The following is a 13,929-nucleotide window of genomic DNA, read 5'->3' on the forward strand; positions in this document are numbered from 1 at the left end:
TCGCCCACCGGGTGCGGCCGCGACCGATGGCGGGAGAGCGGGAGGCAGCGGTGAGGACAGCGACTCTGGGGCCGGCGCAGCGCGCCGAGGCACTGGCGGCGATGGCGGAGCGCGAACTGGACATCCTGGTGGTCGGCGCCGGGGTGGTCGGCGCCGGCACCGCGCTGGACGCGGTCACCCGCGGCCTGTCCACCGGCCTGGTGGAGGCCCGCGACTGGGCGTCCGGCACGTCCAGCAGATCCAGCAAGCTCATCCATGGCGGCCTGCGGTACCTGGAGATGCTCGACTTCGCCCTCGTACGGGAGGCGCTGAAGGAACGCGGACTGCTGCTGGAGCGCCTGGCCCCGCACCTGGTCAAACCCGTGCCGTTCCTCTACCCGTTGCGGCACAAGGGCTGGGAGCGCCTGTACGCCGGGTCGGGCGTCGCGCTCTACGACGCCATGTCGATGGCCCGCGGGCACGGCCGGGGCCTGCCCGGGCACCGCCACCTCACCCGCTCCCACGCCCTGCGGGTCGCCCCGGCGCTGCGCAAGGACGCCCTGGTCGGCGCGCTGCAGTACTACGACGCCCAGATGGACGACGCCCGCTTCGTGACCACCCTGGTGCGCACGGCGGTGTCCTACGGCGCCAGGGCCGCCAACGGCGCCCGGGTGACCGGGTTCCTGCGCGAGGGCGAACGCGTCGTCGGGGCCCGGGTGCGGGACGTGGAGGGCGGCGGGGAGTACGAGATCCGGGCGCGGCAGGTCGTCAACGCCACCGGCGTGTGGACCGACGACACCCAGGGCATGGTGGGGGAGCGCGGGCAGTTCCACGTCCGCGCCTCCAAGGGCATCCACCTGGTCGTGCCCAAGGACCGCATCCACTCCGCCACCGGCCTGATCCTGCGCACCGAGAAGTCCGTCCTGTTCGTCATCCCCTGGGGCAGGCACTGGATCATCGGCACCACCGACACCGACTGGGACCTCGACAAGGCCCACCCGGCCGCCTCCAGCGCGGACATCGACTACCTGCTGGAGCACGTCAACTCGGTGCTCTCGGTGCCGCTGACCCGCGACGACGTGGAGGGCGTGTACGCCGGGCTGCGGCCGCTGCTGGCCGGCGAGTCCGACGCCACCAGCAAGCTGTCGCGCGAGCACACCGTCGCGCACCCGGTGCCGGGCCTGGTGGTCGTGGCGGGCGGCAAGTACACGACGTACCGGGTGATGGCCAAGGACGCCGTGGACGAGGCGGTGCACGGCTTCGACACCCGCGTCGCGGACTGCGTCACCGAGGACACCCCGCTGCTCGGCGCGGAGGGCTACCGGGCGATGTGGAACGCCCGGGCCCGGACGGCCGCCCGCACCGGACTGCACGTGGTCCGCGTCGAACACCTGCTGAACCGGTACGGCTCCATGGCCGAGGAGGTCCTCGCCCTCATCGCCGCCGACCCGGCGCTCGGCGAGCCGCTGGCCGCGGCCGACGACTACCTGCGCGCCGAGGTCGTCTACGCCGCCTCGCACGAGGGCGCCCGGCACCTCGACGACGTCCTCACCCGCCGCACCCGCATCTCCATAGAGACCTTCGACCGGGGCACCCGCAGCGCCCGGGAGGCCGCCGAGCTGATGGCGCCCGTCCTCGGCTGGGACGCGGACCAGGTCGAACGCGAGGTCGAGCACTACGAGAAGCGGGTGGAGGCCGAGCGGGAGTCCCAGCGCCAGCCCGACGACCTGACGGCGGACGCGGCACGGCTGGGGGCGCCGGACATCGCACCCCTGTGACGGCGTCCCGGACGCACCGGCCGCGCGGTGGGGGCAGTGCGGAGCGCGATCCAGGGAAGGAGGTACCTGACGGGCTCGGCGCGCAGCTGCCGCGGCGGCCCCGGAGGGAGGGCGAGTGCCATGTGTACGCCTGAGGGACGGTCAGGGGGACGACGCCCCGGGTGACCGGGGCGGAGTCGGCGAATCCGCTGGTGTGGTTGAGCAGAACCGGTGCTGACGAAGCGTGACAACGGCTTCGGCGGCACCGGTATGGACAGGAGGGTCCGAAGCGTCGGGACGCGCGCTCTTTCCGTCCCGTGCCCGTCAACCCGGTGCGCGCGACGGCCGGTTCACCGGGTGCGCGACCGGCGGCCGGCACCGCGTGCGCGGTGCGCGGGCCCCGGCGTGCGGCCACGGGCACCCTGGGCGTGGGCCACTTGTCGGGTGAGGGACAATGAAGGCTCTGTCAGGGCGGGTTGCATGAGGGGACGCATGTCGGAGGCGGAGCGGGCGGGGACATCTCGTCAGGAGACTCGTCAGGACAAGAGCGAGCGTCTTCTCGCCGGGCGGTACCGGCTGGGAGAAGTGCTCGGACGCGGCGGTATGGGCACGGTGTGGCGCGCCGAGGACGAAACCCTCGGCCGGACGGTCGCCGTCAAGGAGTTGCGGTTCCCGTCGAACATCGACGAGGACGAGAAACGGCGCCTGATCACGCGCACCCTGCGCGAGGCCAAGGCGATCGCCCGCATCCGCAACAACAGCGCGGTGACGGTCTTCGACGTGGTCGAGGAGGACGACCGGCCGTGGATCGTCATGGAACTGGTCGAGGGCAAGTCCCTCGCCGAGGTCATCCGCGAGGACGGCCTGCTGGAGCCGAGGCGCGCCGCCGAGGTCGGGCTGGCCATCCTCGACGTGCTGCGCTCCGCGCACCGCGAGGGCATCCTGCACCGTGACGTGAAGCCGTCCAACGTGCTCATCGCCGAGGACGGGCGGGTGGTTCTCACCGACTTCGGCATCGCCCAGGTCGAGGGCGATCCGTCCATCACCTCCACCGGCATGCTCGTCGGCGCCCCCTCCTACATCTCGCCCGAGCGGGCGCGCGGCCACAAGCCCGGCCCGGCGGCCGACCTGTGGTCCCTCGGCGGGCTGCTGTACGCGGCGGTCGAGGGCACCCCGCCCTACGACCGGGGCTCGGCCATCGCCACGCTCACCGCGGTGATGACCGAACCGCTGGAGGAGCCCAAGAACGCGGGCCCGCTCAGGGACGTCATCTACGGCCTGCTCAACAAGGACCCGGCCGACCGGCTCGACGACGCGGGCGCCCGGGCCCTGCTCAACCGGGTGCTGCACGCGCCCGCGGCCGAGCCGCTGGACGCCACCCGGGTGGTGCCCCTGCCGGCGCAGCCCGACGGCCGGGGCGGCGGCCGCGACGCCGGTACCGGTGCCGGTGCCGGGGCCAAGCGGGGCGAGGAGGCCGCGGAGAAGCTGCGCGGCGCGCTGCGCAAGGTGGCCGAGGTGGCCGGCTCGGCGGCGGCGAACCGGACCAAGGGCGGTGGCGCCGCGGGCACGGCCGCCCGGTCGGCGGATGCCGCCTCCCGGGGCGCTGCCGCGGCCGGTGCCGGTGGCGCGCTCGCGGGCGCCGTCGGGGCCCAGGGCCGGTCCCCGGTGCCGCCGCCCCCGGCCCCGCCCTCCGTCCCGGCCGCGGGCCCGGCCTCCGGTGCGGCGCCGAAGACCGGCTCCGCCCGGCCGGGCCCGGGGGTGACGGGTCCGGGCAGCGCGGGTTCGGGCGGCACGGCTTCGGACAGCGTGGGGTCGAGCAGTGTGGGTTCAGGCAGCGTGGGTTCGGGCCGGGCGAGTTCCGGCTGGCCCGTGGTGCCGCCGCCGGACATACCGACGCGGACGGTGCCGAGAGCCCCGCTCACCGACGTGGTGCCGAAGCGGACGCTGGTGATCATCGCCGTGGTGGTGGCGCTCGCCGTGCTCGGCACGATCCTGGCCCTCACCCTCGGCGGGGACGACAGCGCCGGCAAGGACGACAGGAGCGGCGGCGGGGGCGGGCCGGCGGCGAGCGCGAGCGCCTCCCCCAAGAAGGACACCGGCAGCTCGGCCCGCACGGACGGTTCCACCGCGCCGTCCGGCTCGACCGGCAGTTCCGCCTCCGCACCGGCCCGCACGCCCAGCGCGAGCGCGTCCGGCAGCGCCGGGTCCGGGTCCTCCGACGGCTCGAAGCGGTCCGGCGGCAGCGCGCCCGCGCAGTCCACCCACCGGGGCACCCAGGGCTACTCGATCGGGCTGCCCAAGGGCTGGAAGTTCCAGTCCACGGGGGTCTCCGGCGACCGTTACACCGGCCCCGAGGGGCAGAAGCTGCTCATCGCCTGGACCAGCAAGCCCAAGAACGACCCGGTGGCGGACTGGCAGAACCAGGAGCACTACATGGTGCGCTCCCAGTACAAGCGCATCCGCATCGAGAAGGTGGGCTACCGCGGCTGGAACGCGGCCGACTGGGAGTTCACCTACGTCGACGGCGGCACCGGCTACCGGACCATCGACCGGGGCTTCGTGGTGAACAGCCACCAGGGCTACGCGCTGATGTACACCGCGCAGGCCGCGCGGTGGCACGGCGCGCTGCGTACGGACACCTGGCGGACCCTCACGAAGTCGTTCAAGCCGAAGTCGTGAGCCGGGGCGCCGCCCGCTGTTCGAACACGGGAATCCGTCAAGCTCTCTTTGCGGGTTGCCTCCGGCACGTATCGTGAGTGGTCGCGGACCGTACGCATCCAGCCGTGGTGACGCAACGAGCCGTGACGGGAACGGATTCGACCAGCCGGGTGGCCGGGGGAGGCACAGTGGACGACTACGCGGGCCGGGTGCTCGCCGACCGCTACCGCCTGCCGCTGCCGCCCTCCGACGAGTACGAACTCACCGACACCCGGGCGTTCGACACCTACAGCGGGCAGGAAGTGCTGGTCCGGCAGGTGCCGTTGCCGGAGGTCGTCGAGGCGGAGGTGCTGGACGCCGATGGGCTGCCCGACGGTTTCACCGCCCGTGCGGGCGGCGCGCGGCGCACCCCGGCGGCGCGGACGGCCACGCGCCGGCCCGCCGATCCGGCGGTGCGGCGGGCGGTGGAGGCCGCGCAGGCGGCGGCCCGCGTCCCCGATCACCCGCGGCTCGACCAGGTCTTCGACGTGTTCGCCGAGGGCGGTTCGCTGTGGATCGTCAGCGAGCTGGTGGCCGCGCGGCCGCTGTCCGCGCTGCTGACCGAGCAGCCGCTGTCGCCGTACCGGGCGGCCGAGGTCGCCTCCGACGTGCTCATGGCGCTGCGGGTGCTGCACGCCCACGGCTGGGTCCACCGCAACATCACCGCCCGCACGGTCCTCGTCTGCGACGACGGCCGGGTGATGCTCACCGGCCTCGCGGTCGGGGCGGCGGAGGAGGCGCTGTGCGGGTACGACCCGGTGCCCGCCCAGGACGAGGACGAGCCCCCCGGCCCCGACCGGTCCGCCGGCGGCCCCGCGGCGCATGGCGACGCGCCGGGTGACCCGGGGACCGTCCGGGGCGCGCCGGGCCCCGCTGACGCCGACCCCGAGGCCGCCCGGCGGGCCGCGATCCAGGCGCGGGTGGCCGGTGGGCTGCCGGAGCCGGACCCGGCGCCCGGGACACCGGCCCCGCGGGCCCTGGAGGCCGGCGACGACATCCGCGCCGCGCGGGCCGGGGCCATCGCCGCGTACCGTGCGGGCGCCCGTGCCGCGGCCCGGGTGCAGGGAGCCCAGCAGAACGGGCGCGCCGCGCTGCCCGGCGCCGGCCCGGCCGCCGACGGCACCGACGGGACGCCGTACGGGCCCGGACCGGGGCCGCGGCAGGACCAGCAGCGCGGTCCGCAGCAGGGGGCGCGGCAGGACGCGGGGCAGTGGGCGGACCCGCCCGCCGCCCTCGCCGGGTCGTTCCCCGAGACCGACGGCCCCGACCCGGGCCCGTACCAGCCCGGGCAGGGCCGGCGGCGGACCGCCGGCTCGCCGCCCGGGCAGATAGCCGACCCCTACGGCGTGCACGGCTCGCCCTGGCACGGCGCCGCGCCGCGCTCCGCGAACCCCGCCCCGGTGGCGGAGGGCGCCGCCCCGCGCGCCGCCCTGCCCCCGGCCGGCCCCGCGAGCGCCCCGGCACACGCCCCCGGCGCCGGGCTCACCCCCGCCGCGAGCCCGGCCCCGGCCCGCTGGGACGACCCGGCCGCCGGAACGCCCGCGCGGCGCGGCCCGACGACGGCGCTCGCCGCCGAACGGGCCCGGCAGGTGCGGATGACCGTGGTGGGCCCGGTGACCGAGCGCTGGGCTCCGGAACAGGCCGGCCCCGTGCACGAGAACTGGCAGCTGGCCGCGCCGATCGGACCCGCCACCGACCTGTGGGCGCTGGGCGCGCTGCTGTTCCGCGCCGTCCAGGGGCACGCGCCCTACCCGGAGGAGTCGACGGCCGAGCTGGTGCAGCTGGTGTGCGCCGAGCCGCCCGCCTTCGCCGAGGAGTGCGGCCCGCTGCGACCGGTCGTGGAGTCGCTGCTGCGTCAGGACCCCACCGAGCGCCTCGACTTCGAGGAACTGAGCGGCTGGCTGCGGTCGCTGGTGCGGTCCGCGCCCGAGCCGGACGCCGGTGCGCACGTCGTGCCCGCGCCGCCCGTCGACCCGGGACGGCTGCCGATCGTGCGGCGGCGCGGCGAACTGGTGCGCAGGCGGCGCGCCCGGCTGCCCGCGACCCATCCGCACGGCCGGCACAAGCGCGGTCGGGAGGAGGTCAGGTCCGCCCGCGGTCTGGGTCGTACGCTGCTGCTGCTCGTCCTGCTCCTGCTGGCCGGGGCGGTCGCCTACGCCATGCTGTTCATGCCCAAGGCCGGCGGCGACGGCGCGACGGGCGACGACCGGGCGGGATCGGCCGGGAACTTCAGCCCGGCACCCTCCGCGGGCGGCGACCGGGGCGGTGAGCCCTCGCGGGAGCCGAGCCCGTCCGGCACGCCGCAGGGCACACCGTCCGCGTCGGCCCCCTCCACCGAGACCCAGACCACCGGCGACCCGGCCGTGGCCGACGGATTCACCCTGCGCTCGGACCCGAACGGCTTCCAGGTCGCCGTCGCCGAGGGCTTCGGCCGCACGCCCAGGAACGGCAGCGGGCAAGTCGTCTACGCCAAGGGCAGCTTCGAGCTGATCGTCGTACCCGGCCGGGACAGCGCGGCGGCGTTCGGCAGCGACCCCATGGTCTACCAGCGGGACAAGGAGCGTGAACTGCGCCCCTACCGCGACTCCAGCTGGGCCACCGCCACCGGGCTGCGGACCATCGAGGTGGGCGGACGGACCATGGCCGAGGGGCAGTTCACCTGGACCGACGGCCAGGGGCGCGACCTGTACGTCCGCAACCTCGCCGTCCTCCTCGACGGCCGCTACCACATCGTCCAGGTGCGCGGCCCCGAGGCGCAGCGCGACGAGGTGACCCGGCTCTACGAACAGGCCTCGGCCACCTACCGGTTCACCGGCTGAGTCACCGGCCGTCCGGTTCCCGTATCCCGGTGGAAGCGACAACCGTCACAGTGCGGTCTCCGTGCCACCCCGCCGGTTCCCTGAAGGCAGGGCGGTACTTACTCTGACCCTGTCAAGAGCATTGCGGGGCAACGTGAATCAGATGCAGGGCCTGCTCGTCGCGGGCCGCTACCGGCTCGTCGATTCCATCGGCAGCGGCGGCATGGGCCGGGTGTGGCGCGCCCACGACGAGGTGTTGCACCGGGCGGTCGCCATCAAGGAGTTGACCGCCGCCCTCTACGTCTCCGACAGCGACCGGGGCGTCCTGCTCGCCCGTACCCGGGCCGAGGCGCGCGCCGCGGCCCGTATCAACCACTCCGCCGTCGTCACCGTGCACGACGTCCTGGAGCACGACGGCCGCCCGTGGATCGTGATGGAGCTGGTCGAGGGCTGCTCGCTGGCCGACGCGGTCAAGGAGCGCGGGCGGATGGAGCCGCCGGAGGCCGCCCGCATCGGACTGTGGGTGCTGCGGGCCCTGCGCGCCGCGCACACCGCCGGGGTCCTGCACCGCGACGTCAAGCCCGGCAACGTCCTGCTCGGCCGGGACGGCAGGGTCCTGCTCACCGACTTCGGCATCGCCCAGATCGAGGGTGACTCCACCATCACCCGCACCGGCGAGGTCGTCGGCTCGGTCGACTACCTCGCGCCCGAGCGGGTGCGCGGCCACGACCCCGGCCCGTCCTCCGACCTGTGGGCGCTGGGCGCCACGCTGTACACGGCCGTGGAGGGCCGCTCGCCGTTCCGCCGCACCTCGCCGCTGAGCACCATGCAGGCGGTCGTCGAGGAGGAGGCCGCCGAACCGGCGTACGCCGGCGTGCTCACGCCCGTCATCGGCGCGCTGCTGCGCAAGGACCCGGCCCAGCGACCGGACGCGGCCAAGACCGAGCAGATGCTCGCCGAGGCGGCCGAGGGGCGGCGGCCCGGCGCGGCGCAGGCGCACGTCCCGACGCGCCCCGCCGGACCGCGCCCGGGTGCCCACGGCGCCCAGCACGGGCCGGGCACCGCGAGCTACGGCGGCCCGGCGACCGGTACGACGGCGGCCACCGCGACGGCCCCGCCGCCCTACTCGGCCCCCACCCGCCCCCGGCGCCGGCGGCTGCGCACCCTCGCGCTCGTCGTCGCCTTCGCGGCCGTCGTCGGCGGTGGCGGGGCGGTGCTGTTCCAGCAGTGGGGCTCCTGGGAACAGCGGGACTCCGCCACGGACACCACTTCCGGCCCCACCCCCACTCCCACCCCCAGCCGCTCGGGCTCCGACGGCACCCCCGGACCGGACGGCACGGTCCCCGGCTCCTGGCGGCAGGTCCACGACCCGCTCGGCTTCAGCCTCTCCCTGCCCCAGGGCTGGAAGCGCTCGGTGTACGGCATCCAGGGCGACCTGAAGCAGGTCGACTACTCGCCGGACGGCGGCAAGCACTTCCTCCGCGTCGGCATCGACAGCTCCCCGGACTACGCCGACCCGCGCCTGCACCAGGTCGACCTGGAGCAGCGGTTGCAGGGGCTCGTCGACTACCACCGCCTGAAGCTGGAGAAGAACCTCTACCGCGACCGCGACGCCTCGCTGTGGGAGTACACCTGGCTGGCGCTGAAGAAGGACCCGCCGCACGTGGCCGGGGAGCGGCACGCCGTCGACGAGACGTACATCGCCCACGACGGCACCGAGTACGCCCTGTACATGTCCTCGCCCGCGCAGGACTGGGCGACGACCAGCAAGCAGTTCACCTGGGTGCTCCAGAGCTGGCAGCCCGGCACGTCCTGACCGGCCGGTCTTGAGGTGCACGCCCTGACCGGCCCGTCCCGCCGGGCGCGTCCGGTACGGCCCGCGGCGGTCGCCGTCGTTGTCCGGTCTTGGCCGGTCAACGCCCCGGAGGGGCACCGTCCGGTGCGGCATGATGGGGCTCATGGGGACCGAGGGGGACGACTTCCGCGTGATCGCCGGCCGTTACCGGCTGCGGGCACGGGTCGGGCGCGGCGGCATGGGTGTCGTCTGGCACGCGGAGGACCTGCTGCTGGGCCGCCGGGTCGCGGTCAAGGAGCTGACCCAGGACGACTCGCTCCCGGACGACGACGCCCGCCGCCGCCGGGACCGCACCCTCCGCGAGGCGCGGGCGGTGGCCCAGCTGCGGCACCCGCACATCATCGTCGTGCACGACGTCGTCGAGCAGGACCTGCGCCCGTACATCGTCATGGAGCTGATCGACGGCGGCTCGCTGGCCGACCGGGTCTCCGCCGACGGCCCGGTGGACGCCGCCGAGGCCGCCCGGATCGGCGTCGCCCTGCTGAGCGCGCTGCACACCGCGCACTCGGCCGGGGTGCTGCACCGTGACATCAAACCCGCGAACGTGCTGATCGAGGCGGGCACCGGGCGGGTGGTCCTGACCGACTTCGGCATCGCGCAGGTCGCCGGAGCCACCACGCTCACCGAGACCGGCTCCTTCGTCGGCTCGCCCGAGTACACCGCGCCGGAGCGGATGGCCGGGGTGCGCACGGGGCCGGAGTCCGACCTGTGGTCGCTGGGGGCGCTGCTGTGCGCGGTGCTCAGCGGCGAGTCCCCGTTCCGCCGCGACTCGCTCGGCGGCATCCTGCACGCCGTGGTCGCCGACGAGATCAGGCCACCGGCGCAGGCCGCGCCGCTGCTGCCCGTCGTACGGGGCCTGCTGGAGCGCGATCCCGACCGGCGGCTGGGGGCGGCCGAGGCGGAGGCCATGCTGCGGCAGTTCCTGGCGACGGGACGGACCCCGCCCGGTCCGCCCGCGGCGGACGGCACGGCGGCCGGGTCCGGCACCTGGCGCCGTACGCACTGGCGCACCGGGGGCCGTACGCCCCGGGCCGCGGCCGCGCCGCCCTACACGCCGACCCAGCGCGACGTGCCGCGCCCCGGCGGAACGGGCGCCCCCGCACCCGCGACCGCCGGACCGCCGCCGCCCGCCCGGCAGAACACCCGCGGCCTGCTGCTCGCGGCGCTGCTCGTCGCGGCGATGGCCGGGGCGGGCGTGTCGGCGGCGGCGCTGCTGATGAAGGGCGGGGACGGCGGCGGCAGCCCGCACGGGACGACGTCGAGCCCGGCACCGCGCCCCGGCACGAGTGCCTCGCGGTCCCCGTCACCCGCCCCGACGGTCACCGTCACCCGCTCCCCGGCCACGGGCGGTACGGGAAGCACCGGTGCGGGCGGCTCCGCGTCGGCGGGAACCACGGCAGCGGGCGCGCGTACGGCCCCCTCGGGCTACCGCGTCGCACGGGACCCGGCCGGCTTCTCCCTCGCCGTACCGGAGGGCTTCACCCGCCAGCGGCAGGGGGAGCGCGTCTTCTACCTGTCGCCCGGCGACACCTTCCGCCTCGGCGTCAAGGTGAGCGACCCCGAGCCCGGCGGCCCGTCGGCGGTGATGCGCCGGGCGGCGGCCGACGGCGGCGACGCCAACCCCGGGTACCACGACGGCCGGGTCACCGACACGACCCACGCCGGACACCCCGCCGCGCTCTGGGAGTTCACCTGGAACGGCTTCAGCGCGACGGAGGGCCCCCGGCACACCTACGACCTGTGCTGGGAGGAGTCCGGGCGGTTGTACGACGTGTGGGTGTCGGCGCCGGTCGGGCAGGTCCGGGAGGCACGGGAGCACTTCGACGTCGCGGTGGACACCTTCGTCGCGGACTGAGGGGTGCCGCGCCGCGCCTCGGTCACGGGTCTGTGACCGGTTCGCGCTCGTGCTGGAAGCGGACGCCCGGCGCGCGGTATGGATGGACCATGAGCAACGACGGGGGAGCCCGCCAGGGGGCCGACGAGCCGACGAATTTCGGTCTGCAACCACCGAGAACGCCGGTGCACGTACCGCATCCCGGCAATCCGTACGCGGTGCCCGCCCAGGCGGTCCCGCCGCAGCCGCAGCCGCACGCACCTGCGCAGCTCCAGCCGCCGGCGCACCCGTCGCCGCAGCCGCCGGCGTACCCGTCGCCCGAGCCCGGGGCCGGGCGGCTGATCGCGGGACGCTACCGCCTGCTGGCCAGGCTCGGGTACGGCGGCATGGGCACGGTCTGGCGGGCCGAGGACGAGACGGTGGGCCGGGAGGTCGCCGTGAAGGAACCCCGCGTACCGGACCACCTTCCCGAACGCGAACAGGCCAACGCGTTCGAGCGCATGCGCCGCGAGGCCCGCGCCGCGGCCCGGCTCGACCACCCCGCGGTGGTGAACGTGCACGACGTGGCGGTCGTCGACGGCCGGCCCTGGATCGTGATGGAGCTGGTGCGGGGCCGCTCGCTGGGCAGCGCGCTCCAGGAGGGCACGCTCGACGCGCGCGAGGCGGCCAGGATCGGCCTGGAGGTCCTCGGCGCGCTGGAGGCCGCGCACGCGGCTGGCGTCCTGCACCGGGACGTCAAGCCCGACAACGTGCTGCTCGGCCGGCACGGACGCGTCGTCCTGACCGACTTCGGCATCGCGCAGATCGAGGGCGAGACCAACCTGACCGACACGGGCGGCTTCGTGGGCTCGCCCGAGTACATCGCGCCGGAACGGGTGCTGGGCCGGCGCCCCGGCCCGGCCAGCGACCTGTGGTCCCTGGGCGTGGTCCTGTACGCGGCCACGGAGGGGGTCTCCCCCTTCCGCCGCAGCAACACCCCCGCCACCCTCCAGTCCGTCCTGCACGCCGTCCCCGCCCCGCCCGCCGCCGCGCACGGCCCGCTGGCCGAGGTCATCGACGGCCTGCTGCGCAAGGACCCCGCGCACCGCCCGGACGCCGCCCGGGTCAGGACCCTGCTGGCGGCGGCCGCCGAGCCGCCCGCCCCACCGGTCCCGGGCCCCACCACTGTCCCGAGTCCCACCGGGGCCCCGAGCCCCACCGTGGTTCCGGGTGCCCCGGACGGGCGCCGCGCCGTCCGCCCGGGGCGCCGCTTCCGGCTCGGCGCGGGCGCGGTGGCCGTCGCGGCGGCGGTGGCGGGCTGCCTGGTGCTGACCGACCCGTTCGCGGGCCCGCTCCCCGACGGCTGGACGGTGCGCGCGAACCCCGGCCTCGGCGCGTCGCTGGGGGTGCCGGCGGCCTACCAGGTGACCAGGCCCGAGGCGGACGACACCGACCAGGACTGGGTGACGTACTCCGACTGGAGCGGCGGCATCTGGGTCGGCCTGCACCTCTCCCGCAGGTCCGACGACTCCCTGCACGAGATCAAGAGCAGCGCACGGGCCCAGATGTACGCCGACAACGAGAAGTTCAAGACCGACGGCGACTACTCCCTCGACATGCGGAAGGCCGCCAGGACGGACCCGGACGCGGACGTGAAGTACCGCGGCGGGCAGGCCGCCGAGAACACGGTCGACTACACCACCGACGACACCCAGCACCCCCGCCCCCGCGAACTGCGCCTCTTCTACTACCGCACCGCCTCCGGCGACCTCTACCGGCTCACCGTCAGCTACCCGTCCAAGGGCGACTTCACGGCCCGGGGCCGGGAGGTGGCCCGGGCGGCGATCGCCAACCTGGACATCGGCAAGCTCTGAGCGGCCGCGGCGAGGCGGGACCGGTCGCCATCTGACGCGGCGACAACTATCGGCGCCGGGCGGGTAGTCGCCAGGCATGGACGACAACGGCGGGCGCCCGCCCGGAACCCGGCTGATCGGCGGACGTTACCGGCTGACCGAGCGCATCGGCTCCGGTCCCGCCGGTGTCGTCTGGCGGGCCCGCGACGAGCACGCGCACCGCGACGTCGCGGTCAAGGAGCCCTTGCTGCCGGGTGACCGGGGCGACCGAAGCGGTCCGGGGGACCGGAACGGGGAACGCGAGCGCGCCGCGCACCGGTTGCGCCACGAGGCACGCGCCGCGACCCGCGTCGACCATCCCTGCGCCGTCCGCATCCACGAGGTCGTCACCGAGGACGGGCTCCCCTGGATCGTCATGGAGCTGATCGACGGCGAGTCGCTGCATCAGGCCGTGCGGCGCGAGCCGCTCCCGGCCGCCGAGGCGGCCCGGGTCGGGCTCGCCGTGCTGGGGGCTCTGCGTGCCGCCCACGCCGTCGGCATCGTGCACCCCGACGTGAAGCCCGCCAACGTCCTGCTCGAAACCGGCACCGGCCGCGTCGTGCTCACCGACGTCGGCATCGGCCACGCGCCCGAGGAGCGGTCGGCGGCCGGGTTCGTCGCCCCGGAGCGGCTTTCGGGCCGCGGCGCCGGACCGGCCTCCGACCTGTGGTCGCTGGGCGCGCTGCTGCACTTCGCCGTCGAGGGCCGGCCACCGCTGCGGGGCCGTAGCGACCTCGGCGCGGCCTCCGCCCCGCACCCGGAGGGCGTCCCCGAGACGGAGCCCCCGGGATCGCGCCCGCACGTCTCCGGCCGGCTCGGCCCCCTCGCCGCCCTGCTGAGCCGCCTGCTCGACCCGCACCCCGGGCGACGGCCCGCCCCCGACGAGGTCGCCGCGGCGCTCGCGGCCGGCGTCGGCGCGCCGGGCAGTGGGACGCGCGCACCTGGCGGGGCGCCCGGTGCCAGGGTGACCGGGTCCGGACCGGGTGCCGGAGCGGTGGTCCCGGGGGAATCCGCGGCGCGCCGGGCGGTGGCCGTTCCGCCCCGGTAACCCGCTGATCAGCACGTTTGCTGCCAGTGATCGCTGGCAGCGTGTGAGCGGTCGGTGAATCCCCGTTACCGACGGGTACCCAAAGGCCGC

Annotated in this window: 7 protein-coding genes; all 7 read left to right on the top strand. The window is 75.8% G+C overall.

The genetic code is table 11. The annotated features are described in order from the left end of the window. Positions 1-50 precede the first annotated feature (50 nt). The 7 genes from ACZ6CZ_RS11735 (at position 51) to ACZ6CZ_RS11765 (ending at position 13,839) form a co-directional block, all read left to right on the top strand. Positions 51-1,757 (top strand): glycerol-3-phosphate dehydrogenase/oxidase, encoded by a 1,707-nt coding sequence (locus ACZ6CZ_RS11735; RefSeq protein ID WP_469018206.1) that lies wholly within the window; start codon positions 51-53, stop codon positions 1,755-1,757. Positions 1,758-2,228: 471 nt separating this feature from the next. Beyond that, positions 2,229-4,415, top strand: coding sequence for a serine/threonine-protein kinase (locus tag ACZ6CZ_RS11740; protein WP_469018208.1), 2,187 nt, complete (start codon positions 2,229-2,231; stop codon positions 4,413-4,415). Positions 4,416-4,582: 167 nt separating this feature from the next. Then, on the top strand, positions 4,583-7,252 hold the full coding sequence (locus tag ACZ6CZ_RS11745) for a protein kinase (RefSeq protein ID WP_469018211.1): 2,670 nt from the start codon (positions 4,583-4,585) through the stop codon (positions 7,250-7,252). Positions 7,253-7,394: 142 nt separating this feature from the next. Continuing rightward, on the top strand, positions 7,395-9,047 hold the full coding sequence (locus ACZ6CZ_RS11750) for a serine/threonine-protein kinase (protein WP_469019084.1): 1,653 nt from the start codon (positions 7,395-7,397) through the stop codon (positions 9,045-9,047). A gap of 142 nt (positions 9,048-9,189) precedes the next feature. Then, entirely contained in the window at positions 9,190-10,941 is a 1,752-nt protein-coding gene (locus tag ACZ6CZ_RS11755) for a serine/threonine-protein kinase (RefSeq protein ID WP_469018213.1), read from the top strand. An 89-nt stretch (positions 10,942-11,030) separates the two neighbouring features. Further along, positions 11,031-12,773, top strand: a complete 1,743-nt coding sequence (locus tag ACZ6CZ_RS11760) for a serine/threonine-protein kinase (RefSeq protein WP_469018216.1) — start codon at positions 11,031-11,033, stop codon at positions 12,771-12,773. A 76-nt stretch (positions 12,774-12,849) separates the two neighbouring features. After that, on the top strand, positions 12,850-13,839 hold the full coding sequence (locus tag ACZ6CZ_RS11765) for a serine/threonine-protein kinase (protein WP_469018218.1): 990 nt from the start codon (positions 12,850-12,852) through the stop codon (positions 13,837-13,839). The last annotated feature ends 90 nt before the right edge of the window (positions 13,840-13,929 follow it).

The organism is Streptomyces sp. NPDC041135 (assembly GCF_055592085.1).